The sequence below is a fragment of the Saccharopolyspora shandongensis genome, assembly GCF_900106995.1.
GTDB classification, from domain to species: domain Bacteria; phylum Actinomycetota; class Actinomycetes; order Mycobacteriales; family Pseudonocardiaceae; genus Saccharopolyspora; species Saccharopolyspora shandongensis.
In genome coordinates this window covers 287,447-312,303 of the sequence record NZ_FNOK01000003.1, presented here as the reverse complement: position 1 = coordinate 312,303, position 24,857 = coordinate 287,447, and the positions used below count along the sequence as shown (strand labels likewise).

Sequence of the window (24,857 nt, the reverse complement as noted above, 5' to 3'; positions counted from 1 at the left end):
GGGCGCGTCCCGCTCGGGACGCGCCCTCCGCCGTTCGCACTCAGTGCTCAGCCGTTCGCGCCGAGCCGCACGACCTCGCCGGTGGCGTTGACCGCGTGGTACTCCAGCAGCGATCCGGCGCCCGAGAGCACCGGCTTGACCTGGGCCAGTTCGACGGCCTCGGCGGTCGAACCGCTCGTCCCGCCGAACTCGCGCACCGCGTAGTAGTAGATGTTCGCGGTGCCCTTGCAGACCACGTCGCTGCCGCAGACCGAGTACATGTCGGCCTTGAAGTTGTCGTCGACCTTCTTCCGGTCGGCCTCCCCGAACCGGTCCTGCTTCTTGTAGTTGCGGTAGCCGAAGTCGTGCCGCTCGCAGCTGGTGCGGAACTTGTAGCCCAGCGGCTTGTCCGGCGACATCGAGCAGCCGTCGGAGGACCAGTCGAGCTGATCCGCGTAGGGCTGCTCGGCGCGGGTTCCGGTGAACGTGTCGAGGGAGAACTCGTACAGGTACTCGTCGGTCACCTTCCGCAGCTGGGTCTGGCTGAGGTCGGCGTGCGCGGTGCCGGCGGTGAGCAACAGTGCGCCGGTTGCCGCGGCGCAAGCGAAGAAGCCACGGCGAGCAGGGGAACGTTCCACGGCTGGTCTCCTCGGAGCCGAACGGATCACTCCCCGTGTTATAGCTGGTGCGGGTGGTGTTCGCGGGACGTTCGGGCATCCGGCACGAGAACGGTGACCCCGAATTCGACCGGTCGGGCGCTACCGGTCGAGCTCCAGGAGCATCCGGGTGTTGCCGAGCGTGTTCGGTTTGATGTTGGCCAGGTCGAGGAACTCCGCCACGCCCGCGTCGACGGAGCGGCGCATCTCCTCGAAGACGTCCGGGCTGACCGGGGCGCCGTCGATGGTGCGGAAGCCGTGGCGGCCGAAGAACTCGGTCTCGAAGGTCAGCACGAACACCCGGGACAGGCCCAGCTCGCGGGCGAGGTCGACGAGCTGGTGCACGAGGCGGTGGCCGATGCCGTGGCCCTTCGTCGCCGGATCCACCGCGACGGTGCGGATCTCGGCGAGGTCTTCCCAGAGCACGTGCAGCGCGCCGCAGCCGACGACGTGGCCGGTGCCGTCCGGTTCGGTGCGCTCGGCGACCCAGAACTCCTGGATGTCCTCGTAGAGCGTGACGAGTTCCTTGGCCAGCAGCACTTCGCCGGCGTAGGCGTCGACCAGGGACTTGATCATCCGCACGTCGGCGATCCGAGCCCGTCGAATTGTTATCGCCGATGACGCATAGTCATTCATGCGAGCATCGTAGCGCCGCGATCCTGTCGCAGCATGCGCATTCTCCGCGCGTCACGCGCCCAGTCGCAGCAGCATGCGCGTGTTGCCCAGGGTGTTCGGCTTCACGTGCGCGAGATCCAGGAACTGCGCCACGCCCTCGTCCGGCGAGCGGCGGATCTCGTCGTAGACGTCCGGCGGAACCGGGGTGTCGGCGATCGGCAGGAAGCCGTGGCGGCCGAAGAACTCGGTCTCGAAGGTCAGCACGAAGATCCGCGACAGACCCAGCTCGCCGGCGGTGGCGACCAGATGGGCGACGAGCGCGTGGCCGATGCCGCGGCCCTTGGCCATCGGATCGACGGCGACGGTGCGGATTTCTGCGAGGTCTTCCCAGAGCACGTGCAGCGCGCCGCAGCCGACGATCCGGCCTGCCTGTTCGGCGACCCAGAACTCCTGGATGTCCTCGTAGAGCGTGACGAGTTCCTTGCCCAGCACCACTTTTCCCGCGTAGTGGTCGATCAACGCCTTGATCGTGCGGGCGTCGCGGACTCGGGCCGGGCGCACCTCGACGAGAGCTGTCATGTTAGGCAAGCCTAACCAACTGGGGGTTCGAGTGGTCGGCGGGCGGCCGTAATCTTGACCACGGCCGGGGTTTTCGCCCGACGGGCTCGTGCGCAGGGCGCGGCGGCCGGGACGTTACGCTCCTCGCATGTCAACCGAGCAAAATCACCGCCGAGTCGCCATGGTCACGCTCGGTTGCGCCCGCAACGAGGTCGATTCCGAAGAGCTCGCCGGTAACCTGCACGGTCGCGGCTGGGAGCTCGTCGACGCCGACGACGCCGACGTCGTGGTGGTCAACACCTGTGGCTTCGTCGAATCGGCCAAGAAGGACTCCGTCGACACGCTGCTCGCCGCCGCCGACACCGGTGCGAAGGTCGTCGCCGTCGGCTGCATGGCCGAGCGCTACGGCGCCGAGCTCGCCGAGCACATGCCCGAGGCCGACGCGGTGCTCGGCTTCGACCACTACGCCGACCTCGCCGACCGGCTCGACGACGTCGTCGCCGGGCAGGCCATCCAGTCGCACCAGCCGCGCGACCGGCGCAAGATGCTGCCGATCACCCCGGTCGCCCGGCCCGCCGCGGCCGCCGAGGTCTCGGTGCCCGGGCACGGCTGGGTCCCGGCCGCCCGCGCGGTGGCGCGCCGCCGGCTCGACGACTCGCCGGTCGCCGCGCTGAAGCTGGCCTCCGGCTGCGACCGGCGCTGCTCGTTCTGCGCCATCCCGTCCTTCCGCGGCTCCTTCCTGTCCCGGCCGCCGGAGGAGATCCTGGGCGAGGCCGCCTGGCTGGCCGAGCACGGCGCCAAGGAACTGTTCCTGGTCAGCGAGAACTCCACCTCCTACGGCAAGGACATGGCCGACGCGCGGGCGCTGGAGGTGCTGCTGCCGAAGCTCGCCGCCATCGACGGCGTCGACCGGGTGCGGGTGTCCTACCTGCAGCCCGCCGAGACCCGTCCCGGCCTGGTGCGGGCCATCGCCACCACGCCCGGCGTCGCGCCGTACTTCGACCTGTCGTTCCAGCACTCCAGCGAGTCGGTGCTGCGCCGGATGCGCCGGTTCGGCTCCACCAAGTCGTTCCTGGCGCTCATCGAGCAGATCCGCGAGCTCGCCCCGGATGCGGGCATCCGCAGCAACGTCATCGTCGGCTTCCCCGGCGAGACCGAGGACGACTTCGCCGAGCTGCAGGACTTCCTCACCCGGGCGCGGCTGGACGCCATCGGCGTGTTCGGCTACTCCGACGAGGACGGCACCGAGGCCGCCGGCTTCGACGGCAAGATCGATCCGGACGTCGTCGACGAGCGCGTCGAGAAGCTCTCCGACCTCGTCGACGAGCTGATCGCGCAGCGCGCCGAGGACCGCATCGGCAGCGAGGTGCGGGTGCTCGTCGAGCGCATCAGCGACGAGGAGTGCGCCGGCCGCGCCGAACACCAGGGACCGGAGGTGGACGGGGAATGCCTCGTCGCGGATCCTGGAGAGGTCAACGTGGGCGATGTGCTGCTCTGCCAGGTGGTGGACAGCGAAGGCGTGGATCTAGTGGTGCGCCCGATCGACAGCACGCCCGTGCAGAACAGGTCCGGGGAGCAGCCATGACGGCCGATGGCGCGACGTCCGACTCCGCAGCCGCGAACCCGACCGGGGCGCGGTCCGAGCCCGTGCCGCTGGTCAACATCGCCAACATCCTGACCGTGTCCCGGCTCGCGCTGGTGCCGGTCTTCCTCGTCGCGCTGTTCTGGGCGGACGGGCACGACACGCTGTGGCGGTGGATCGCCACCGCGGTGTTCGCGATCGCCTCCATCACCGACCGCATCGACGGCGACCTGGCCCGCAAGCGCGGCCTGGTCACCGACTTCGGCAAGGTCGCCGACCCCATCGCGGACAAGGCGCTGACCGGCGCCGCGCTGGTCGGACTGAGCCTCCTCGGCGACCTCGGCTGGTGGGTCACCTGGGTGATCATCGGCCGCGAGGTCGCCGTCACGCTGCTGCGCTTCTGGGTGATCCGGCACGGCGTCATCGCGGCCAGCCGCGGCGGCAAGGTCAAGACGCTGCTGCAGGCCCTCGCCATCGGCTTCTACCTGCTGCCGCTCGGCGCCTGGGCCGACGTGCCCCGCTGGATCGTGATGGGCGCGGCGCTGGTCGCCACGGTCGTGACCGGGCTCGACTACGTCGTGCGCGCGGTGCGGCTGCGCGCCGCCGGCCGGGCCAAGGTCGGCGCGTGATCGTCGATCACATCGGGCTGCCGTTGTCGCAGGTCGCGGCCTTGCTCGAGGCTTTGCGGCGGCGCGGTGAGACGGTCGCGACCGCGGAATCGCTGACGGCCGGCCTGGTGTCCGCCGTGCTGACCGACGTGCCCGGGGCCAGCGACGTGGTCCGCGGCGGGCTGATCGTCTACGCGACCGATCTGAAGGCTGAGCTGGCCGGCGTCGATCGCGATCTGCTCGCGGCGCACGGCGCGGTGCACCCGCGGGTCGCGGAGATGCTCGCCGACGGCGCCCGCCGGCGCTGCGGCGCGGACTGGGGCATCGGGCTCACCGGCGTGGCCGGTCCCGACCCGCAGGACGGGGTGGCGCCGGGCACCGTGCACCTCGGATTCGCCGGCCCGGATGGCGCTACGGTGCGGTCGGTGCGCCTCGACGGAGATCGGCACGCCGTGCGGGCTGCGGCCGTTCGGGTGGCGCTGGAACACTTCGCGGATCTGCTGCGTTGACTCAACGGGGCGCTGTGCGCTGGCAGAAGGCCACGCCCGAGAACGGTCACCGTGCGTTCGCCCTCGGCGGACTTGTGGGCGATCGTTCTCGTTCGGGCCCTCGGATGAGTAACGTAGGTGGCGTTCACGCGTGGTGCACGCGGTAGGCGACGAAGGAAGGGAGGCGCGCGATGACCGTATTGTTGCGGGAGGCGGTCGGTGAACGACTGCGCCGCGCCCGGACCGCACAGTCTCGGACCTTGCGGGACGTTTCGCGCGCTGCCCGGGTGAGCCTCGGATATCTCTCCGAGGTGGAACGGGGCCGCAAGGAGGCGTCCAGCGAGCTGCTCGCCTCGATCTGCGATGCCCTGGACCTGCCGCTGCCGGAACTCCTGGTCACCGTGGCCGGCGACCTCGACGAGACGCTGGTGGTGCCGTCGGTCGTCGAGCAGGCCACGCCGGCGGAGATCGACGGCGGCCGCCTGGTGCCCAGCCTGATCGGCACCGAGCTCTCGGACGCCGAACTGGCCAAGCAGCAGCTGACCGGCGCGGAAGCGGGTACGGACGCGGAACCGCGCGCCTGCGCGGACCGCCTGCAGCCGATGCTCAGCCAGCGGATCAGCGCGCCGGTGCGCAAGCCGGGCGGCGTAGTGGTAGCGGCTTAGGAACAAGACCAACCTCGTGAGTGCCGAAGCGGTGTATGACCGTTTCGGCACTCACGACCGTTTTCGGGGCCCGGTGGGCGGGCGGCGGCGGCTTTCTGGTTCGATCTTGGGTCGTGGCTCCGGGTAAATCCCGGAGAACTACCGTGTTTGGTGGAAGCCGACACGACTACCTGACACGATGGAACCAGCGGGCACGCCCGGTGCGGTCGTGTCGGCATGGGGCAGCCGAGCACAGAAGAAGGCAGGCGGAGGAGATGGCCAACCCGTTCGTGAAGGCCTGGAAGTACTTCATGGCGGCGTTCTCGTCGAAGGTCGATGAGCACGCCGACCCGAAAGTACAGATCCAGCAGGCCATCGAGGAAGCCCAGAAGCAGCACCAGAGCCTCTCCCAGCAGGCCGCTTCCGTGATCGGCAACCAGCGCCAGCTGGAGATGAAGCTGAACCGGCAGCTCGGCGAGGTCGAGAAGCTGCAGGCGTCGGCGAAGCAGGCGCTGGTGATGGCAGACCAGGCGCGCGCCAACGGCGACGAGGCGACCGCGCAGAAGTACGAGGAGACCGCCACCCAGCTGGCCAGCCAGCTGGTCACCGCCGAGCAGGGCGTGGAGGACCTCAAGACGCTGCACGACCAGTCGCTGGGCGCCGCCGAGCAGGCGAAGCAGGCGGTGGAGCGCAACGCGCAGATCCTGCAGCAGAAGATCGCCGAGCGCACCAAGCTGCTCAGCCAGCTGGAGCAGGCCAAGATGCAGGAGCAGGTCTCCGCGTCGATGCGGCAGATGACCGAGATCGCCGCGCCCGGCAACACGCCGTCGCTGGAAGAGGTCCGGGACAAGATCGAGCGCCGCTACACCACCGCGCTCGGCGAGGCGGAGCTGGCGCAGAACAGCGTGCAGGGCCGCATGCTGGAGGTCCAGCAGGCGTCCATCGACGCCGCCGGTGCCAGCCGGCTCGCGCAGCTGCGCGCCTCGATGGGCACCGGGCAGCAGCAGGTGGCGGGCGGACAGCAGCAGCAGATCGCCGGCGGTTCGCAGGCTGCCGGTGAGCCGGCAACCCAGCCGCAGCAACAGCAGAATCCGCAAGCCGGCCAAGCCTGAGCGAGCGAGGCGTGAAGTCCCGCAAGCAGGAGCTGACGCAGTTGGGCGAGGCCGCGCTGGAGCAGATGCGCGGCCCGCTCCTCTCCGAGGTGCGGCGGAGGTTCGCGAGCTGGCGCGATCCGCGGGCTCGGCTGCTGCGGCAGCGCAAGCGGGCGAAGCGGGCTGCTGCGGGCAGCGCGGCCTCGGCCGGCGTGTTCGGCGCCGGCGCGGCCGCCTCGGCGTCCCTGCCGGAGATGTGGGGCGCGCTGGGTGCCGAGGTGGGGTCGTTCCTGCAGTACACGAGCACCATTGGCCTGGGCGGCCTCGCCGTCATCAGCGGCCTGGGCGCGGTCAAGGTGGGACTGAAGTACCGGCGGCTCATGAGGACGCCGCTTCCCGAGCCGCAGCCGGAACCCGCGGCGCTGCCCCCGCAGGGGTCGGCGGCGCGGGTTCCGATGCAGCGGCTGCGCGATGCGGAGCAGAGCCTGCGCCACTCCTTGACGCAGCTGACGTCGGCGGGCGCGGGCAGCGCCGCAGCCGACGCGCGGGCCACCGCGGACATCGCGGCAGCGGAGCTGCGGCGCGTCGCGGAGCGGATCGTCGCCGTGGAGGCGGCGATCCCGCACGCGCCGGAGGCGCAGAAGCCCGCGTTGCAGGCTGATGTGCAGCGGCTGCGCGAGGAGTTGGACGAGGGCCTCGACGGGTACGGCGGTCTGGTCGCCGCCGCGGGGCGGGCCGTGGCCGCCAGCGGTGCTCCGGAGCAGAAGTACCTGATGCAGGACGCCACCGACCGGCTGGCCGGGCTCGCCGCCGGTTTGCGGGAGATCTTCGGGCCGGACGGGCCCGACGCGGACCCGCAGCGCCGATCCGGCCAGGTCTGACGCGACACGCCGAGCCGATATCACTGCTGGTAGTCGACGTTTTCGTCGATCCTCCGAGCGGGTTGGCTTGATTGTGTGATGCGAAATAGTAATCTTCCCCCTGTCATCACATGCCGTGGCAGGGCCTCGCCCGACCGGGCGGCTCGGGGGAGGACGATGTGGCGTTGTGGACCGTGCACGGCAACGGTCGACGCCTGGTGCGCGATGCCGTGGTGGCCTCCGAGGAGCGGCTCAGCTGGCCGCTGACCATCGGATTCGGGTTGCAGCACCTCCTGGCGATGTTCGGCACCACGACGCTCGTGCCGCTGCTGACCGGCTTCCCGCTGACGACCACGCTGCTGCTCTCCGGCGTCGGCACCCTGCTGTTCCTGCTGCTCACCCGCAATCGGGTGCCCACCTACCTCGGCGCGTCGGTGGCATTCGTGGTGCCGTTGGGCGCTGCCGCGGGTGAGGCCGGTGCGAGCCCGGCCGCCCTGCTCGGCGGGATCGTGGCGGTCGGCCTGGTGGTGATGGCCGTCGGTGTGGCGGTCAAGGCGCTGGGCGTGCGGCTGCTGGAGTCCGCGATGCCGCCCGTGGTGACGGGCGCGGTCGTGCTCATGATCGGGCTCAGCCTCGCGCCCCAGTCGGTGTCCTGGTTCGGCGAGCAGCGCATGCCCGCGGTGCTCACGCTCGGCACGATCGTGCTGCTCACGGTCCTCAGCCGGGGCATGGCCGGGCGGGCCGCGGTGCTGATCGGGGTGCTGGTTGGGTGGATCTACGCCGTGCTGACCGGCGACCTCGTCCCGGAGCGGATCGACGAGCTGGCCGCCGCGCCCTGGTTCGGGCTGCCCCAGCTGATCGTCCCGCAGGCGCACATCTCGGTGATGCCGTTCGTGCTGCCGCTGGTGATCGTGCTGGTCGCCGAGCACGTCGCGCACCTCAAGGCGGTCGCCGCGATGAGCGGCCGCGACCTCGACCCGTACGTAGGGGACGCGCTGATCAGCGGCGGCCTGGCCACCACGCTGGCCGGCTCGGCGGGTGGGTCGGCCCTGAGCAGCTACGCGGCGAACATCGGGGTGATGGCCGCGACGCGGGTGTACTCGACGGCGGCCTGCCTGGTCGCCGCGGTGGGCGCGATCGTGCTGTCGTTCTCGCCGAAGCTCGGCGCGCTGATCAACACGATTCCGCTCGGCGTGCTCGGCGGCACGACATTGGTGCTCTTCGGGCTGCTGGCGCTGGTCGGGGCGCGGGTCTGGCTGGATGCCGCGGTGGACTTCGCGGATCCGGTGAACCTGGTGGTGATGGGCACCGCGGTGATCGCCGGGGTCGGCAACCTGACGCTGCAGGTGGGGGAGCTCCGGATCACCGGCCTCGTGTGGGGCTCGGTCGGCATCGTGCTGATCTACCCGATCCTGCGGAGCCTCGCCGACGCCCGCGACGCGGCCACCGAAAGCTGACCTGCGGTTCCGCGGTCAGGGTTGGCAACGGGGGCAGTGGTAGGTGACGCGGGCTTCGACGTCGTCGCCCTGGATGCCGCGGCGGACCGGGCCGCCGCAGCGCAGGCAGGTGCGCCGGTCGTAGACCCAGTGCTGGGTGCCGCGCCGCAGGCTCTTGGTGGTGGACTGCTCGGGGTGCCAGGCGTTGCGCAGCAGCAACTCCCGGCACAGCCGCACCGCGCGGGCCGCATCGATCTCCGCGACGGGCGTCCACGGCGAGCGACCCAGCAGGAAGCAGACCTCGGTCTGGTAGATGTTGCCGACCCCGGCCATCACGGTCTGGTCCAGCAGCGCCCGGCCGAGCTCCCGGTCCGGGTCGGCGGTCAGCCGCCGGATCGCCTCTGCCGCGTGCCCGTCGTCCCACTCCGGATCGAGCAGGTCCGGCCCGAGGTGGCCGATCAGCTCGGATTCCACCGCGGTCGGCAGCCAGCGGAGGTCGTGCAGGTTGAACCCGACCGCCACCCGGTCGGCCGTGCCCAGGACCGCCCGGGCCTGGTGCGCCGGCCGCCGCCACCTGGTGCCAGGGGAGTAGAGGTGCCAGGCGCCGTCCATGCGCAGGTGGTTGTGCAGGGTGTGGCCGTCGTCGAAGCGGATCAGCAGGTGCTTGCCCACCGGGCGCACCGCGCGCACCCGCCGACCGCTGAGGTCCAATGTGGACAGGCGGGGGTGCCGCAGTTCGCCGCGGGTCAGCACCTGCCCGGCCAGCGCCTCGTGCAGCCGGTGGCAGGTGAGGAAGACCGTGTCGCCTTCGGGCAGGGCTCGCTCACCCCTCGGCTGCCAGCTTCAGGCCCAGGCCGATCAGCACCGTCGCGGTGATCCGGTCCAGCCAGGCGCGCACCCGCTGCCGCTGGAACAGCGCGCTGGCCCGGCCGGCGAGCCACACCAGCGCGGTGGACCACAGCAGCCCGATGGAGATGTGCGTCGCCACGAGCAGCGGGCCCCAGGCGAACGCCGCCGCTCCTGGCGGCAGGAACTGCGGCAGCAGGCTGACGTAGAACACGCCGACCTTGGGGTTGAGCAGGTTCGTGACCATCCCGGAGCGCAGCGCGCCGAAAGCGGTCAGCGCCACTCGCTCGACCGGGACGTCGTCGGCCTGCTGAACCCTGTTGCGCGGCAACGACTTCCACAGCGCCGAGCCGCCCAGCCAGAGCAGGTAGGCGGCGCCCGCCACCCGCACGATGTCGTAGGCCACCTGGGAGGCGGTGAGCAGCGCGGTCAGGCCCGCGACGCTCGCCGTGCCCCAGATCAAGCAGCCGAGGTTGATGCCGAGGAACGTCGCCACCCCGACGCGGCGCCCGCCGAGCAGCGAATGCCGCAGGATCAGCATCGTGTCCAGGCCCGGCGTCAACACGCCGATCAGCGCGACGAAGACGAACGTCAGGAACAACGTCGTGGTCATTCGGCACCGTCCAGCAGTTCGTCGTCATCGGGCTCGGCGCGGCGCGGACGGCCGGCCCGCAGCGTGCGGGCGAGCACCAGGTTGAACGCGAGCGCGACTTCCCGCGCTCCCGGCGTGCCCCACTGGTGGATCGGCATGCACGCTCCTTGCGCCTGCTGCACGGCCAGCCGATCGGGCAGCGCGACCGGCAGCACCAGTGGGCCGAAGATGTCCCGCAGCTCGTCGATGCGGAACTGGTGCTCGTGGGACCGCGGCCGCACCCGGTTCACGATGACGCCGAGCGGCTGCAGATCCGGGTTGGTCGACTGGCGCTCGGCCTGCACCGCCTCGAACGCCCGCTGCACGCCGGAGACCGCGAAGATCGTCGGCTCGGTGACCAGCAGCGCGCGGTCGGCGGCGATCAGCGCGGAGCGGGTCAGCCGCCCCAGCGACGGCGGGCAGTCCAGCAGCACCAGCTGGTACGGCAGCTCGCCGTCGGCGATCAGTCCGTCCAATTCGGACAGTGCCGTGGTGAGGCGGGACAGGTGCTCGCCGTCGCCGTGCTGGCCGTTGTGGCTCTCGGCGTCCTCGGAACCGACCAGGACGTCGACCTCTTCGCCCCAGGAGCTGCCGGTCACCGCCGCCCGCAGCACCTCCGGGCTCGGATCGGCCAGGACGTCGCTGAGGCCCTTGGTGGTCTCCTCCGGCTCCAGGCACGCGGTCGCGTTGCACTGCGGATCGAGGTCGACGACCAACGTCCGAACCCCGCGGCGCATGGCGGCCGAGGCAAGCCCGAGCACCACGGTCGTCTTGCCCACGCCACCCTTGAGACTCAGCACTGCCACCGTCTGCACGGTCGTAGCCTACGGAACCGGCGACCGTCCCAGAACTGATCCCTGAAACTTGATCAACCCCGGTGCTGCGGGTGGCGGAACGGGTTCTGCGGAATGCCGCCGGGGATCCGCCGATCCGCCCTCCGGTGAAACCGCCCGCGACCCCGCATTACGCTGCTCACATGAGATCCGACGCCGTCCACCAGGTGCTGGAAGCCGAACTCGACGCTGCGCGGCGGCGCCGCGGCGGGCGCCCGCCGCGGGTGCTCGACGTCGGTGGCGGCAGCGGAGTGTGGGCCGTGCCGCTGGCTTCCGCGGGCTGCTCGGTGACGGTGGTCGACCCGAGCCCGAACGCGCTGGCGATGCTCCAGCGCCGGGCCGTCGACGCCGGCGTGGCCGACCAGATCACCCCGCTGCAGGGCGACACCGACGCGCTGTCGGCGCTCAGCCCGGAAGGCGGCGCCGATCTCGTGCTGGCGCACGGGCTCCTCGAGGTCGTCGACGACGTCGAAGCGGCGGTGTCGGCGCTGGCCGAGGCCACCGCGCCCGGCGGCGCGGTGTCGGTGCTGGCCGCCAACCGGTACGCCGCCGTCCTGGGCTGGGCGCTGGCCGGCCGGCTCGCCGAGGCGCTGCAGCTGATCCAGGACCCGAACGGACGGCTCGACGAGGCATCGGACACGCTGCAGCGGCGGTTCGACACCGACGGCCTGCGCGAGGTCCTGGCGGGTGCCGGACTGACCGTGGAGCTGATCCAGGGCCAGGGCGTGCTCAGCGACCTGGTGCCCGGCTCGGCGCTGGACAACAACCCCCGGGCTGCCGACACGATGGCCGAGCTGGAGCGGGCGGCGGCGCTCCGAGCACCGCTGCGGGACATCGCGACCCGGCTCCACGCCATCGCACGCCGACCGGCCTGACGTCGCCGTTTCCGCCAGGCGTGGGGCGCGGCGCGGATCGATCACTGCCCCGAGGGGATGATGTAGGCAACCTCGCACAGTTCCGGTGCCGGGACCGGGTAGTACTCGCGTGCCGGGAACCGTATCCTCAGGGGTAACGCCCCCAAGCGTTCGCCGGTCCCCAGCCTGCGTGGGCAAAAGCCCACCGGGTCTCCGGCGCCACTGAGAGACCTGTGCCGGAGGAGGAGTCATGCCACTCTCCGAGCACGAGCAGCGACAGCTCGAACAAATCGAGCGCGCGCTCTACGCCGAGGACCCCAAGTTCGCCTCCACCGTGCGCGGAGGACGGCTGCATCGCCCATCCAGACGTCGGCGGCTGCAGGGCATCGCCGTCTTCGTCCTGGGGTTGGCCCTGCTGGTAATCGGTGCGGTGATCCCGGCCCTCAGGCCGGCCGACATCCCCGTGTTGAGCGTGGTCGGCTTCCTCGTGATGTTCGGCGGAGCAGTGATCGTCCTGTCCGCGTTGCGCGGTGGCGGGGACGACATCGAATCGGGACTGGAGAACGGCGGTGGTGGTCGGCCGAAGCGGGGCGCAGACCGCAGCAAGCCCGGACGCAGCTCCTTCACGCAGCGCATGGAGGAGCGTTTCCGCAAACGCTTCGATCAATAGCGGCTGATCGACCCGGAGATCGCCGCCGGTTCCGCTCCACCGAGCGGAACCGGCGGCGATCTCCGCTGTACGCGCGCTTTCACCCTCGGCCGGTCTCGGGGCTGCGGTAGGGCGATTTCGCGCGAAATCGCCAATCCGCGCCATGCGGCTTCATCGCGTCGGATTCGCACGCCCGGTATCGCATCTCCGGATCCAGAACGAACTCTGGCCGGGATCAGCGGTTGGCTTGGCGGAGTTCCAGCACCGAGCGGGGGAACAGGCGCGAGCGCCAGTCCAGCGGCGCCGTGCGGCGGAGGCTGTCCAGGACGCCGTGCAGCGTCTGCGGGAGCGTCGCCTCCGGCTCCTGCCCCGGTGGCGCATACCACTCCCGCTCCACCGCCACCACCAGCGCGCGCATCGCCTTGGCGCCGGGCTCGTCCAGGCCGTGGCGCTCGATCAGCCCCGTCGCGACCCGGCGTGCGGTATCGGCGGCCGCCGGCCGCGTGCCCCGGTCCTGGAACTCGTCCAGCACCTCCCGCCAGGCGATCCCCGCGGCGCCCTCCGCGCCTTCGGCGACCGCGCGCAGCCGCCGTCTCCGGCGGATCTCCCGCACCACGGCCGGCGTCGCGAGCAGCACCAATCCCAGCACGAGGACGCCGATCACGACCGGCCACGGGTTCGAGCTCTCCGCCTCGCGCGGTACCCGGGGGGTGCCGACGTCCGCGCCGTCCGGGTGCTCCGACCCGGGCACCGAGCCGGTGGTGGGCGACGTGCTCGGCTGGGCCTGGCCGGGCTGCGGCGCCGGTTGCTGAGCCGGGTTCAACTCGCTGTTCAGGAACTCCGGCAGCGCGGTTCGGCCGTCGCGCAGCGGCGTCGGGTCGAAGGTCTGCCAGCCCCAGCCGGGGAAGTACGCCTCGACCCAGGCGTGCGCGTCCTCGGTGGTGATCACCCGCTCGTCGCCGTCGCGGTAGCCGGGGGTGAAGCCGATCGCCACCCGGGACGGGATGCCGACCGAGCGCAGCAGCACCGCCATCGACGACGCGTACTGCTCGCAGAACCCGCGCTTGCCGCGGAACAGGAAGTCCGACAGGGCGTCGCCGCCGGTCGCCGGGGCCGTCTCCAGGTCGTAGCGGAAGCCGTTGGCCGGGTCGGTGAAGTAGCGGTTGAGCGCGACCGCCTTGTCGAAGTCGGTGGGCGCGTTCGCGGTGAGCCGCCTGGCCAGGTCGGCCACCTGCGGCGGGATCCCCGCCGCGTCCAGGTAGGCGGGTGCGATCGGCGCCGGGCCGCTGGCCTGGCGCAGCTGGTCCGGCGTCGGCCGCTGGACCAGCAGCTGCTCGACGTAGGGGCGGCTTTCCTGGTTGGTCTGGGTGAACACGATCCCGGCGGCCGGGTCGTAGCGCCAGTTCGTGCCCATCCCCGAGACGAACAGCGGGATGCCGAACACCGGCAGCCACGGATCCCGGTAGCCGATCGGCTGGATCTCGACCCGTTCGTCGTCGCCGAGCATGATGTCGGTGCCGTCGGGCGGCGCGAGCTTGGCGTTGGCGTCGACGCCCTGCGTGAGGCCCTCCAGCTCCCAGCCGCGCTCCGGGTCGAACTTCCGCAGCGTCATCGCCCGCAGGTAGGTGTCCTGCCGCAGGCCGCGGACGCGGAACAGCTCGACGACGCGGTCCCGGTCGAGCTGGCCGCGCAGCGAGGTGAACGGCTGCAGCCCGATGCCGTCGGTGCCGCCGAACTGCTCCGGCACGGATCCCGGCAACCGGCCTTCGGTGCCGACGCCGGTGAACACCACGCCCGCGAGCACCGCGATCACCCCGGCGGTTCCGGCGATGGTGGCGCTGGAGCGGCCGAACACGGTGTGCGCGACCTGGTTGCGGTCCTCCTGCCGCCGCCACCTGCGGTGCTGGCCGCCCGAGGCCAGCAGCACGGCGTAGCCCAGCGCGCCCGCGGTGAAGGCCCACCAGGGCAGCATGTCGTCGGCCAGCGACGCCGGGACGGCGAACACGCACAGCAACACCAGCCCGGCCACCGCCGGGCTGCGGTAGGTCACCACGATGACGTCGACGGCCAGGGCGACCAGCCCCAGGCCAAGGCAGACCATCAACTGCAGCGCCGGTTCGGCGGGCACCGGCGGCACCCCGGTCCGCACCAGGTCGCCGGACTCGGCCAGCAGGCGGCCGAGTTCCCCGAGGGCCGCCGGGCCGGGCAGCACGCCGAGCAACGCGTGCTCGGCGAACTGCGCGGCCAGGACCACCAACAGGCCGAACAGCTGCGCGAGCATGGTCAGCGTCAGCGACCACCGCACCTGGCGGCACAGCGCCCCGATGGCCGCGACGGCCAGCACGGTGACCAGCGCCGGGAAGACCCACCGGCTGTCGGCGAGCACTCCGGCGAACGCCGTCGACGCGCACAGCACGGCCAGCGCCGCGGCCGCGGTCGCCACCAACGACATGTCGATGGCCGCCGTCATCCGGTTCGCGGTCACGTCGCGACCTCCGATTCCGGTGCGGTGGTCTCCCGGCAGAGCCGCTGCCAGACGTCGGAGATCGCGACCGCCGGGCCGTCCACGACGACCACCGTCCAGCCGGCCGCGCGCAGTCGCCGGGCGGTCTGCTGCGGGTCGAAACCGCCGCCGTTCTCCCCGTTCCAGGCGCCGACGTCGAGCAGCAGCGCGAGGCTTCGAGTCTCTTGTGGACGGAGCTTGGTCAGCTCGGCGACCGCGGCGGTGGTCGTCTCGCCGAGCACCGCGATGAGCTCCTGCCCGCTGCCCGGGTCGCGGGTGGCCACCAGGTCGCGCTGCGGCGAACTGCGCACCGCGGCCAGTGCGTCCAGCACCGCGTCGTCGTCGTGCCCGCCGTCGGACGGCCCGGTGCCGCCGGTCAGCCCCTGCCCGTCCTCGGTGACCAGCCGGACCTGCTGGCCCGTCTGGTGCAGGTGCAGGCAGATGCTGGCCACCGCGGAGATCGCCCACTCGACGCTGCTGCGCGCGCCGCTGCCCCGGTGGGCCGCCGACCGCCGGTCCAGCAGCACCGTGACACCGCCGTGCCAGGGCCGTTCCTCGACCCGCACCATCAGCTCGTCGCGGCGCGCGGTGGATTTCCAGTGCACCCGCCGGATGTCGTCGCCGTGCCGGTACTGCCGCACCATCGTGTCGTCGTCGCCGTGCCCGGAGCGCAGGCGCGTCGTGCCGTCGTCGCCGGTGCCCAGCCCCGAACCGGCGGGCAGCCCGGTGAGCTGGAACACCCTCGGCACCGCGACCAGCCGGCTGCGGCCGGCGAGCTCCCGCTCGAACTCGGAGAGCCCGAACGGATCGTTGATCCGGGTGCGCAGCGGCCCGATGTGGTGGATGCCGCGCAGCGTCGGCGTCACCGAGTACTCCAGGATCGTGCCGCCGTGCCGGGGCACCGAGTCCAGCCGGAACCGCGGTCGCCCGCCGAGCGCGTGCGGCGTGTTGTCCTCCAGCACCAAGCCCTCGACCGGGAGCCGGCCGCTGCCGGTGACGTGCAGCTGGATGCCCGCCTCGGTGCCGACCGGGACGCGGGGCTGCACCACGTGCCGCCGGGCCGCGATGCCGAACCGGGTGCGGCTCGCCAGCAGCAGCGCCAGCAGTGGCAGCGCGATCACGAACGCCGACACCCGCAGGAGGTCCCGCTCGTCCAGCACGAGTGCGCAGAGACCGGCGGCCACGCCCGCCGCCAGCAGGCAGCGCCCGCGGATGGTCAGCCCCGAGAGCACGACTACCTGCGTTCGCCGTCGCTGTCGCCGCGCGGCACCGGGATCCGGTTGAGCAGCTGCCGCACCAGGTCCGTCGCCGAGCGGCGTGACGCGCGGGCCTCGCTGGTCAGCACCAGCCGGTGGGCCAGCACCGGCACGGCGATCGCCTGCACGTCGTCGGGGACGACGAACTCGCGACCGGACAGCGCGGCCTGCGCGCGGGCGGCGCGGACCAGCTGCAAGGTCGAGCGGGGCGAGGCGCCCAGCCGCAGCTCGGGCAGCTGGCGCGTCGCCGTCACCAGCTCGATCGCGTAGCGGCGGATCTCGGTGGACAGGTGCACCCGGCGCACGGCCCGCAACAAGGCCTGCACCTCGCCGCTGTCGGCGACGGGGCGCAGGTCGCGCAGCGGGTCGTGCCCGGCGTGCTCGTCCACCATCGCCAGCTCCGCCTTGGCGTCCGGGTAGCCGATCGACACCCGGGTCGTGAAGCGGTCGCGCTGCGCCTCGGGGAGGGCGTAGGTGCCTTCCATCTCGATCGGGTTCTGGGTGGCGATCACCATGAACGGCGCGCTGAGCGGGTAGGTCTCGCCGTCGACGGTGACCTGATTCTCCTCCATGCACTCCAGCAGCGCCGACTGGGTCTTCGGCGAGGCCCGGTTGATCTCGTCGCCGACGACGATGTTGGCGAACACCGGGCCGGGCCGGAACTCGAAGGACTCGGTCTGCCGGTTGTAGATGGACACGCCGGTGATGTCGCTGGGCAGCAGGTCCGGGGTGAACTGGATCCGGCTCACCGAGCAGTCGATGGACCGGGCCAGGGCCTTGGCCAGCGAGGTCTTGCCGACCCCGGGCACGTCCTCGACCAGCAGGTGGCCCTCGGCGAGCATGGTGACCAGCGCCACCCGCACCACCTCGGGCTTGCCCACCAGCACCTGCTCGACGTTGGCGGCGATGCGCTGGATGGTGCCGTGCAACCGGTCGATGCTCGGTGTGGGCTCGGTGCCGGCCGGCGCGGCGCCGGACAGCTGGGCTTCGGGCGTCACGCCACCTCCTGCGTGTTGCGGCGCGGCAGCACGCCGGAACGGTCGCGCATGCGAACCTCCAAGGTCTGCGGCCGGCGGGCGGCTGTCGCGGTCCGCGCCGGCATCACCCGGCGAATCGGAAACGATCACCTGATCGAGACCGGCGGGCACGTGCAGTCTGCCAAACCGGCGGTGCCCGGCGGGACACCCGCACCGAACCTCGCCGAGGCGGCGGACCGCCTCGCCCCACTTCGCCCCACCGCGCTCGCGCCACGGCCGGCCACCGGTGTCCGGGTCGGGCGGTTCCCGAGCATAACCGCGCGCCCCGACGGGTTGATCAAGGTCGGGACGGCGAAACCCCCCACTTCGCCACCACGCTGTGCTACCAGGGCAAACGGGGTCAATCCTGCCGGGGGAACCGGGGCAACTCGTGTTGACGGTGGAGTGAAGTGGGGTAGTGTGGGGGAAGGTGGGGCAAACGGGGGTCCTGCTGCTTGTAGTGGGCACTGCTTCAGGTGGGCACTGCTTCCGATGGCCATCGGGTTTTGGCGACCAGCGGGAGCATCGGTCCGGAGGCCGTTCGGGGAGAGGGCGGCGCCGGGGCGGGTCCCGGGGTCGCCGTGCCGGCGGCCTGGGCAGGGAGGTGGACCGGGATGTTCCTCGGTACCCACCATCCGAAGCTCGACGACAAGGGGCGCTTGACGCTGCCGGCGAAGTACCGGGAAGCATTGGCGGGGGGGTTGATGGTCACCAAGGGACAGGACCACTGCCTCTACGTCTTCCCGCGCGACGAGTTCGAGCAGATGGCGCGCAAGGTCGCCGAGGCGCCGTTCACCAACGAGGCGGTCCGCGCCTACCAGCGGTACCTGTTCGCCGGCACCGACGAGCAGCAGCCGGACGGGCAGGGCCGGATCAAGATCGCGGCGGAGCTGCGGCGCTACGCCGGGCTGGCCAAGGAGTGCGTGGTCATCGGCGCGATCAACCGCCTGGAGATCTGGCACTCGGAGAGGTGGCAGAGCTACCTCGACGAGCACGAGGAGGGCTATGCGAAGGCGCGCGAGGAGGTGTTGCCCGGCGTGTTCTGAGCGTTCCGCCGACCGGCGGGGCGGCAGTTGACGGCAAGGGATCCGGGTTTCGTGAGGCCTCGGTCCGCTCGGCTATCGCATGCCTGGTGCATCTTCCCCGGCACCAGGACGCGACGGGCGGGCGGGGACCTGACGGGATCCGGAAAACCTGGGGGCTTACCGAAGATCGCCACGCGCCGTTCGCGCGTGGCGATCGGCGGTATTCGACCGCGATGTCGAACCGGAACGGGGCACGCGGGAAGGGAGGGACCGCCGTGGCCGAACAGCGGCATGATCAGGGCGGATCCGCCCGCGACAAGCACGTTCCCGTGCTGCTCGACCGGACGCTGGAGCTGCTCGCGCCCGCGCTGTCCCGCGAGGGGGCGGTGGTGGTCGACGCCACGCTCGGCATGGGCGGGCACTCCGAGGCGATGCTCGCCGCGCACCCCGGGCTGACGCTGGTCGGGCTGGACCGCGACACGGACGCGCTGCGGCTGGCCGGTGAGCGGCTCGCGCCCTACGCCTCCCGCATCCACTTGGTGCACGCGGTGTACGACGAGTGGGCCGACGTGCTCGCCGACCTCGGACTGACCGAAGTGGACGGTGCGCTGTTCGACCTCGGGGTTTCCTCGCTGCAGCTGGACGAAACCGCCCGCGGCTTCGCCTACGCGCACGACGCGCCGCTGGACATGCGGATGGACCCCGGAGCACCGCGTACCGCCGCGGACGTGCTCAACACCTACGGCGCGGACGAGCTGGCGCGGGTGCTGCGGACCTACGGCGAGGAGAAGTTCGCGGGCAAGATCGCCGCGGCGATCGTCCGGGAACGCCAGAAGGAGCCGTTCACCAACAGCGCGCGGCTGGTCCAGCTGCTCTACGACACCGTGCCGGCGGCGAGCCGGCGCACCGGCGGGCATCCGGCCAAGCGCACCTTCCAGGCGCTGCGCATCGAGGTCAACGCGGAGCTCGACGTGCTGGACCGCGTGCTTCCGGCGGCGCTGGACTCGCTGGCCGTGGGCGGTCGGATCGTGGTGATGTCCTACCACTCGCTGGAAGACCGGATGGTCAAGCGGGCCTTCGCCGACCGGACGAAGTCCCGCACCCCGGTCGACCTGCCGGTGGAACTGCCGGGCCACGGACCGGAATTCCGGTTGCTCACCAGGGGCGCCGAGCTCGCCGGTGAGCAGGAGATCGAGGCCAACCCCAGGGCCGCATCGGTGCGGCTGCGGGCCGCGGAGCGGGTGGGCCGGGGAAACGCATGAGCGGCAAGGCGAGGGAGGCGAGATGACTGCACCTACGCGCGCCGGCAAGAAAGCCGCTTCGCGGGCGGGTTCCGCCGAGCGAACGCAACAGGCCACCCAGAAGACTGCGCAGAAGAGCAGCCAGAAGAAGTCGGGGCAGAAGCCCACCCAGAAGTCGGGACAGAAGACGAGCGAGAAGCCTCGGACGCGGTCCGCCGCGGCCGAGCGCGCCTACGCGCGTCGCGAGGAGCGGCGGGACCGGTCGGCGCGGGAGCCCGCCGACCGTCGGCCGCGCCAGCTGCGGCAGGGCGTGGAGGAGCGGCGTCCCGCGGCGAAGCCGAAGCCCAAGGCGAAGGCGAAGCAGCTGCACGAGCGGGTTTCGCTCGCGCGATTGCCGCTGGTGGTCGTGGTGATGGCGGTGCTGGCCACCGGGCTGGCCGCGACGTTGTGGCTGTCCATCGCCGCGGTCAGCGGCAGCTACCGGCTGCAGCAGGGCGAGGACCAGATCAACGCGCTGAGCGAGCGCAAGGAGCAGTTGCTGAGCGAGGTCAGCTCGATGGGCTCGACGCCGGAGATCCAGCGTCGAGCCGAGGAAGCCGGCCTGCGGCAGGCGCCTTCTCCGGCCCACCTCGTCCAGCAACCGGACGGCTCGGTGACCGTCATCGGTGAGCCGAAGAAGGTCACCGCGGCACCGCCGCCCGCTCCGCCGCAGCCTCCGGCGGCGGAAGGCCAGGCGCCGCAACAGCCTCCCGCGGACCAGCAGGTCGCGCAGGCGGGCCGCTGATGGCCCGAGGGTCGGCCAGCGGCATCCGGCGGCGCACCGCGCGCACGAATGTGGCCGGCAGCAACCGGCGGCTGCTCGTCGGCCGGTTGCTGCTGGTGATCGCTTTGGTGCTCACCGGCGGCAAGCTGATCCAGGTGCAGGGGTTCGAGGCCAGCGCCCTGTCCGAGAAGGCGCAGGCGCAGCGCGCGGCCAAGCAGATCATCCCGGCCGAGCGCGGATCCTTCACGGACCGCAGCGGGAACGTGCTCGCGTTCAGCGGTGAATCGCGGCAGCTCTACGCCAACCCGAACCTGCTGACCAAGACCTTCGACGAGGAGCACGCGAAGAACCCCGCGAAACCCACTTCGGAGCAGTACAAGCGGGAGATCGCCCGCTACATCGGGCAGGTGCTGCCGGGCGTGATCAGCGAGCAACAAGTACTGGACGCGCTGTTCAAGGACGCCGGGTTCACCTACTTCGGCCCGCCGATCGATCCGAGCCAGGCGCGGCTGATCACCGAGAAGTACCCGCACATCGGCGCCGAGTACCGGGCGACCCGCGAGTACCCGGCGCGCGATGTGGGCTCGAACATCATCGGCGCGGCGAACTGGCGGCCGGATGAGCGGAAGGTCAAGGGCCAGATGGGCCTGGAGGCCTCGATGGACCCGCTGCTGGCCGGTACCGCCGGAGAGAAGGTCTCCGACACGGCGAGGGATTCGAACCTGGTCATCCCCGGCACCGAGCGGGAGCTGAAGGCGGCGATCCCGGGCTCCGACGTGCAGCTGACGATCGACTCGGACCTGCAGTTCATGCTGCAACGCCAGCTCGCAGACTACGCTCGCTCGGCCCAGGCCAGGAGCGCCAGCGCGGTGGTGCTGGACGCCAAGACCGGCGAGATCTACGCGCTGGCCAACGACAAGGCCTTCGACCCGGGAGCCCCGTCGTGGGGCGAGAACCCGGACAGCAACCCAGCGGTGACCACGCCGTACGAGCCGGGCTCGGTGGGCAAGGTGATCACCGCGGCCGGGGCGATCGAGGACGGCATCGTCAAGCCGGACACCGTGCTGCAGGTGCCGGGTTCCATCAAGGTCGCCGACCGGACCGTCGGCGACGCCTGGCCGCACGGCACGCTGCCGCTGACCTTCACCGGCGTGCTGGGCAAGTCCTCCAACGTCGGCACCCTGATGGTCGCGCAGCAGCTCGGCGAGGACCGGTTCTACGACCTGGCCAGGAAGTTCGGGCTGGGCCAGGTGACCGGCAGCGGCCTGCCGGGGGAGAGCGCGGGCAGCCTGCCGCCGCGCCAGTCCTGGTCCGGGTCGACGTTCGCGAACCTGCCGATCGGTCAGGGCCTGTCGATGACGGTGCTGCAGATGGCGGGCATGTACCAGGCGATCGCGAACGACGGGGTGCGGATACCGCCGAGGATCATCGCGGCGGAGACCGGGCCGGACGGCACGCGCGTTGAGCGCCCGCGCCCGGAGGGCGTGCAGGTGGTCAGCCCGGAGACGGCGCACACGGTGCGGGACATGCTGCGCTCGGTGGTGCAGAACGGGCCGGGGCGCGAGCAGGACGGCACCGGGCCGGGCGCAGCCCTGCCGGGCTTCCAGGTCTCCGGCAAGACCGGGACGGCGCAGCAGGTCGACCCGGCCTGCCGCTGCTACAGCCAGTCGAAGTACTGGATCACCTTCGCCGGGATGGTGCCCGCGGACAACCCGCGCTTCGTGGTGGGGCTGATGCTGGACCAGCCCGCGTACGGGACGCAGGACGGTTCGTCGGCGGCGCCGCTGTTCCACGACGTCGCGTCGTTCCTCACCCAGCGCTACCAGGTCCCGCCGTCCAAGGAGCCAGCGCCGATCCAGACCCTCCAGGTCCCCTGACAGCGCTCGGCGTCAGGGGACGAGGGGCGTCTGGATCAGCTGGCTTCCGTCGAGGCGGCTGACGAGGGTGCCCCGGCCGGGCGGGAGCGGGCGAGAGTGCGTGACGCCGATCAGCCTGCCTGCATCGGCGTTCGCGCTCATCGCCAGTGCCGGAGCGCTGGTTTCGCGCAGCGTCAAGGTGAAGCGCTCGAACATCCCGCGGGTCGCACCGGCGGAGTCGCGGGTCAGCACGACGTGCAGGCCGAGATCGGCGGCCATCGGCAGGAACTCCGCCAGCGGCGCGAGCGGGTTCTCGCCGCCGGACGCCACCAGCTCGTAGTCGTCGATGACGATGAACAGGTCGGGGCCCGACCACCAGGAGCGGTTCCGCACCTGTTCCTGCGTCACGTGCGGCCCCGGCATCCGCTTCCGCAGCGCCGGGATCACGTCCTCGACGTGGCTCCTGAGCTGGTCAGGGGTGATCACGTACGCGGCCAGGTGCTCGGTGGTGAGGAACCCGAGCAGCGTGCGCCGGTAGTCGACCAGCATGATCAGCGCTTCCTGCGGCGAGTACCGCTCGGTGATGCCGCGGACGATGGTCCGCAGCAGCGTGGTCCGGCCGGATCCGCGTTCGCCGATCGCGTAGAAGTGCGGCTCCCGGCGGAAATCCAGGTGCACCGGTTGCAGGGCTTTCTCGCCGATGCCCAGCGGGATCTGCTTCGGGTCGTTCGCCGGCGGGAACCGGTACGGCAGCTCCGTCGGCAGCAGCCGCACCGGCGGAGCCGGGTATCCGCGCCAGCCGGAGCGCACGCGGTCGACCAGGCCCGCGACGGCTTCGGCGTGGCTGTCGCGGTAGACCTCCTGCGCGCGGCGGGGCCACCGCCCGTTCTTCTGGTCGGCTTCCACCAGGGCGTCGAGCTTCGCGCCGTCCACCCGGGGTAGCGCGGTGAGGAAGTGCTGTTTGCTCGGGTGCATGCCGCGGCCCGGTCGGCGCTGGGGCACGCGTGCGGCGTGCTCGGCGCCGATCTCCGATTGGTCCGAGTCCGAGAGCCGCAGCTCGATGCGGGTCTGCAGCAGATTCCGCAGCCCGGGGCGGATGGCGGCCCACTGCTTGGCCGCGACGAGCACGTGGATGCCCAACGTCAGGCCTTTTTCAGCCAGCTGGCGGACGTAGACGTCTGTCTCCGGGAACACCGCTCGTAGCTCTTCCCAGCCGTCGATCAGGAGGAACGCGTCGCCGTACGGGTCGGGATCCGGCTCGCCGCGCAGCCTGCGGTCGCGTAGTTCCGCCATGCTCTGGATTCCCAGCTGCTGGAAGAGCTGCTGTCCCCCCGAACGTCGTGATGCGGCTAGCCATGTATATCAAGCGGCTTGTCGCACCACGGTCGTTCGACCGACCCGCCGTCAGGTGGCCCCTCCGGTCTTGCTCGGTGAGGTCTGGATCTCCTCGGCGGGGGCTTTGAAACGGGACAGCGTGAGGAACAGCGCCGCCGCCGCGAAGCCGCAGAACGCCAGCAGGTAGAGGCCCGCCGTCTGCGAGCGGAAGGAGGTCTCGATCCAGGTCTTCGCGATCGGGGCCACGAATCCGCCCAGGTTGCCCAGCGAGTTGATCAGGCCGATGCCGGCCGCGGCGGCCGTGCCGGTCAGGTACGCCGCCGGGAACGTCCAGAACACCGGCTGCACCGAGATGTACCCGGCGGCGGCCACCGCCAGGCCCGCGATCGCCAGCACCGGGCTGCTGAAGAACGCCGACGCCGCGATGCCGACGGATCCGGTGGCGACGCACGCCGCGGCGACGAACCGCTTCTTGGGCTGGGCGAGCCGGTCCGCTCCGGTGGACACGACGATGTTCACCAGCAGCGCCACGGTCCACGGGATCGCCGTCACCAGGCCGACCAGCAGGCCGACCTTGCTGCCTACGGCGGCGGCCACCTGAGTCGGCAGGTAGAACGTCATGCCGTAGACGCTGCACTGGATCAGGAAGTAGATCAGGCAGAAGTACAGCACCCGCCGGTCCACCAGGGTCGACCACATCCGGTGCGGGCCGTGCGCCTGCTTGGCCTCGGCCTCGCGGTCGACCGCCGTCTGCAGGGCGGTGCGCTGGTCGGGCGAGAGCCACTTGGCGTCGACGGGCTTGTTGTCCAGGTAGAAGTACGCCCACACGCCGACCACGCACGCGATCAGGCCCTCGACCGCGAACATCCACTGCCAGCCCAGGATTCCCGCCACGCCGTCGAGTTCCAGCAGCAATCCGGAGAGCGGGCCGCCGAGCACCGAGGCGAGCGGGATGCCGAAGTAGAACAGCGCGTTGCAGCGCGCTCGGTACGCGTGCGGCACCCAGTAGGTGATGTACAGGATGACGCCGGGGAAGAAGCCCGCTTCGGCGACGCCGAGCAGGAAGCGCAGCAGGTAGAACAGGAACTCGCTGTTCACCAGGGCCATCGCGGCCGAGATGATGCCCCAGGTCACCATGATCCGGCACATCCACCAGCGCGCGCCGACCCGCGTCATGATGAGGTTGCTCGGCACCTCGAACAGCGCGTACCCGATGAAGAACAGCCCGGCCCCGAGCGCGTAGGCCCCCTCCGAGATCCCGGCGTGCGCCTGGAACTCCTGCTTGGCGAACCCGATGTTGACGCGATCCAGGAACGCGATCACGTACATGAAGAACAGGAACGGCAGCAGCCGCACCATGACCCGCCGGATCGCGGTCGTGAGCGCCTCGTCGGGCGCTCGCTCGCCGGTGTGCACCGTGCCTCCCACTGAGGTGGTGAGCGTTCGAAATATCGAACTACGTTCGTGATTTGGGTCACGAGCGTAGGGCGGCCGGTCGGGGTCGTCAATGGCGCGTCCGGTATCGCAACCAT

At 71.4% G+C, this 24,857-nt stretch carries 23 protein-coding genes and 1 pseudogene; 13 read left to right on the top strand and 11 right to left on the bottom strand.

Features of this window, described 5'->3' with window-relative positions:
• Positions 1 to 47: 47 nt before the first annotated feature.
• The 3 genes from BLW84_RS04745 to BLW84_RS04735 all read right to left on the bottom strand — a co-directional run bounded on the left by BLW84_RS04745 (position 48) and on the right by BLW84_RS04735 (position 1,829).
• Positions 48 to 617, bottom strand: a complete 570-nt coding sequence (locus BLW84_RS04745) for a phospholipase (RefSeq protein ID WP_093261639.1) — start codon at positions 615 to 617, stop codon at positions 48 to 50.
• Between the two features lie 120 nt (positions 618 to 737).
• The gene (locus BLW84_RS04740; RefSeq protein WP_093261637.1) at positions 738 to 1,271 is read right to left on the bottom strand and encodes an amino-acid N-acetyltransferase; all 534 of its coding nucleotides are present in this window, start codon (positions 1,269 to 1,271) and stop codon (positions 738 to 740) included.
• Between the two features lie 51 nt (positions 1,272 to 1,322).
• The gene (locus BLW84_RS04735) at positions 1,323 to 1,829 is read right to left on the bottom strand and encodes an amino-acid N-acetyltransferase (protein WP_093261636.1); all 507 of its coding nucleotides are present in this window, start codon (positions 1,827 to 1,829) and stop codon (positions 1,323 to 1,325) included.
• A gap of 127 nt (positions 1,830 to 1,956) precedes the next feature.
• Here BLW84_RS04735 and rimO point away from each other — a divergent pair, with 127 nt between their 5' ends.
• The 7 genes from rimO to BLW84_RS04700 all read left to right on the top strand — a co-directional run bounded on the left by rimO (position 1,957) and on the right by BLW84_RS04700 (position 8,538).
• Complete coding sequence (gene rimO, locus BLW84_RS04730) at positions 1,957 to 3,393, top strand: 30S ribosomal protein S12 methylthiotransferase RimO (RefSeq protein WP_093261635.1); 1,437 nt, start codon at positions 1,957 to 1,959, stop codon at positions 3,391 to 3,393.
• Positions 3,390 to 4,019 carry a CDP-diacylglycerol--glycerol-3-phosphate 3-phosphatidyltransferase gene (gene pgsA / locus BLW84_RS04725; RefSeq protein ID WP_093261633.1) on the top strand — a complete coding sequence of 210 codons (630 nt, stop codon included), beginning with the start codon at positions 3,390 to 3,392 and terminating at the stop codon, positions 4,017 to 4,019. Before rimO ends, pgsA begins: the two co-directional genes overlap by 4 nt.
• Positions 4,016 to 4,507 (top strand): CinA family protein, encoded by a 492-nt coding sequence (locus tag BLW84_RS04720; RefSeq protein WP_093261631.1) that lies wholly within the window; start codon positions 4,016 to 4,018, stop codon positions 4,505 to 4,507. The genes pgsA and BLW84_RS04720 overlap by 4 nt, the downstream gene beginning before the upstream one ends.
• Positions 4,508 to 4,677: 170 nt before the next feature.
• Positions 4,678 to 5,151, top strand: coding sequence for a helix-turn-helix domain-containing protein (locus tag BLW84_RS04715; RefSeq protein ID WP_093261630.1), 474 nt, complete (start codon positions 4,678 to 4,680; stop codon positions 5,149 to 5,151).
• Positions 5,152 to 5,405: 254 nt separating this feature from the next.
• Entirely contained in the window at positions 5,406 to 6,242 is an 837-nt protein-coding gene (locus tag BLW84_RS04710; protein ID WP_093261629.1) for a PspA/IM30 family protein, read from the top strand.
• An 11-nt stretch (positions 6,243 to 6,253) separates the two neighbouring features.
• The gene (gene pspM / locus BLW84_RS04705) at positions 6,254 to 7,102 is read left to right on the top strand and encodes a phage shock envelope stress response protein PspM (protein WP_093261627.1); all 849 of its coding nucleotides are present in this window, start codon (positions 6,254 to 6,256) and stop codon (positions 7,100 to 7,102) included.
• Between the two features lie 158 nt (positions 7,103 to 7,260).
• Positions 7,261 to 8,538 (top strand): uracil-xanthine permease family protein, encoded by a 1,278-nt coding sequence (locus BLW84_RS04700; protein WP_093261626.1) that lies wholly within the window; start codon positions 7,261 to 7,263, stop codon positions 8,536 to 8,538.
• A 15-nt stretch (positions 8,539 to 8,553) separates the two neighbouring features.
• On the opposite strand, the gene BLW84_RS04695 is transcribed toward BLW84_RS04700, so the two are convergent.
• The 3 genes from BLW84_RS04695 to BLW84_RS04685 are packed head-to-tail and all read right to left on the bottom strand — an operon-like array spanning position 8,554 to position 10,809.
• Positions 8,554 to 9,333, bottom strand: a complete 780-nt coding sequence (locus BLW84_RS04695; protein ID WP_093261624.1) for an Fpg/Nei family DNA glycosylase — start codon at positions 9,331 to 9,333, stop codon at positions 8,554 to 8,556.
• Between the two features lie 7 nt (positions 9,334 to 9,340).
• Entirely contained in the window at positions 9,341 to 9,976 is a 636-nt protein-coding gene (locus BLW84_RS04690) for a LysE family translocator (RefSeq protein WP_093261622.1), read from the bottom strand.
• Positions 9,973 to 10,809, bottom strand: a complete 837-nt coding sequence (locus BLW84_RS04685; protein ID WP_093261620.1) for a ParA family protein — start codon at positions 10,807 to 10,809, stop codon at positions 9,973 to 9,975. The genes BLW84_RS04690 and BLW84_RS04685 overlap by 4 nt, the downstream gene beginning before the upstream one ends.
• 161 nt (positions 10,810 to 10,970) lie before the next feature.
• Between BLW84_RS04685 and BLW84_RS04680 the strand changes: the two genes are divergently transcribed.
• Together BLW84_RS04680 and BLW84_RS04675 are read left to right on the top strand one after the other, a co-directional pair.
• Positions 10,971 to 11,702 (top strand): class I SAM-dependent methyltransferase, encoded by a 732-nt coding sequence (locus BLW84_RS04680; protein WP_093261619.1) that lies wholly within the window; start codon positions 10,971 to 10,973, stop codon positions 11,700 to 11,702.
• Positions 11,703 to 11,931: 229 nt separating this feature from the next.
• Entirely contained in the window at positions 11,932 to 12,351 is a 420-nt protein-coding gene (locus BLW84_RS04675) for a DUF3040 domain-containing protein (protein WP_093261617.1), read from the top strand.
• 214 nt (positions 12,352 to 12,565) lie between these two features.
• On the opposite strand, the gene BLW84_RS04670 is transcribed toward BLW84_RS04675, so the two are convergent.
• Genes BLW84_RS04670 through BLW84_RS04660 form a run of 3 tightly spaced genes read right to left on the bottom strand, consistent with a single transcriptional unit; the run spans position 12,566 to position 17,087 of the window.
• Positions 12,566 to 14,815, bottom strand: coding sequence for a transglutaminase TgpA family protein (locus BLW84_RS04670; protein ID WP_177226279.1), 2,250 nt, complete (start codon positions 14,813 to 14,815; stop codon positions 12,566 to 12,568).
• Positions 14,812 to 16,065, bottom strand: coding sequence for a DUF58 domain-containing protein (locus BLW84_RS04665; protein ID WP_093261615.1), 1,254 nt, complete (start codon positions 16,063 to 16,065; stop codon positions 14,812 to 14,814). Before BLW84_RS04665 ends, BLW84_RS04670 begins: the two co-directional genes overlap by 4 nt.
• Before the next feature lie 2 nt (positions 16,066 to 16,067).
• Positions 16,068 to 17,087 carry an AAA family ATPase gene (locus BLW84_RS04660; RefSeq protein ID WP_093261613.1) on the bottom strand — a complete coding sequence of 340 codons (1,020 nt, stop codon included), beginning with the start codon at positions 17,085 to 17,087 and terminating at the stop codon, positions 16,068 to 16,070.
• A gap of 632 nt (positions 17,088 to 17,719) precedes the next feature.
• On the opposite strand from BLW84_RS04660, the gene mraZ reads away from it, so the two are divergent.
• From mraZ to BLW84_RS04640, 4 genes are all read left to right on the top strand, one after another.
• Positions 17,720 to 18,151, top strand: coding sequence for a division/cell wall cluster transcriptional repressor MraZ (gene mraZ, locus BLW84_RS04655; RefSeq protein WP_093261611.1), 432 nt, complete (start codon positions 17,720 to 17,722; stop codon positions 18,149 to 18,151).
• 212 nt (positions 18,152 to 18,363) lie between these two features.
• On the top strand, positions 18,364 to 19,392 hold the full coding sequence (rsmH, locus tag BLW84_RS04650; protein WP_093261609.1) for a 16S rRNA (cytosine(1402)-N(4))-methyltransferase RsmH: 1,029 nt from the start codon (positions 18,364 to 18,366) through the stop codon (positions 19,390 to 19,392).
• A 22-nt stretch (positions 19,393 to 19,414) separates the two neighbouring features.
• Positions 19,415 to 20,155, top strand: coding sequence for a cell division protein FtsL (gene ftsL, locus BLW84_RS04645; RefSeq protein ID WP_093261607.1), 741 nt, complete (start codon positions 19,415 to 19,417; stop codon positions 20,153 to 20,155).
• Positions 20,155 to 22,011 carry a peptidoglycan D,D-transpeptidase FtsI family protein gene (locus BLW84_RS04640; RefSeq protein ID WP_093261605.1) on the top strand — a complete coding sequence of 619 codons (1,857 nt, stop codon included), beginning with the start codon at positions 20,155 to 20,157 and terminating at the stop codon, positions 22,009 to 22,011. Before ftsL ends, BLW84_RS04640 begins: the two co-directional genes overlap by 1 nt.
• Before the next feature lie 12 nt (positions 22,012 to 22,023).
• On the opposite strand, the pseudogene eccCb reads toward BLW84_RS04640, so the two are convergent.
• Both eccCb and BLW84_RS04630 read right to left on the bottom strand, forming a co-directional pair.
• Positions 22,024 to 23,304: pseudogene (eccCb, locus tag BLW84_RS04635) on the bottom strand (type VII secretion protein EccCb); the annotation flags it as partial.
• Between the two features lie 90 nt (positions 23,305 to 23,394).
• Positions 23,395 to 24,741 (bottom strand): MFS transporter, encoded by a 1,347-nt coding sequence (locus BLW84_RS04630; RefSeq protein WP_245760925.1) that lies wholly within the window; start codon positions 24,739 to 24,741, stop codon positions 23,395 to 23,397.
• Positions 24,742 to 24,857: the final 116 nt, after the last annotated feature.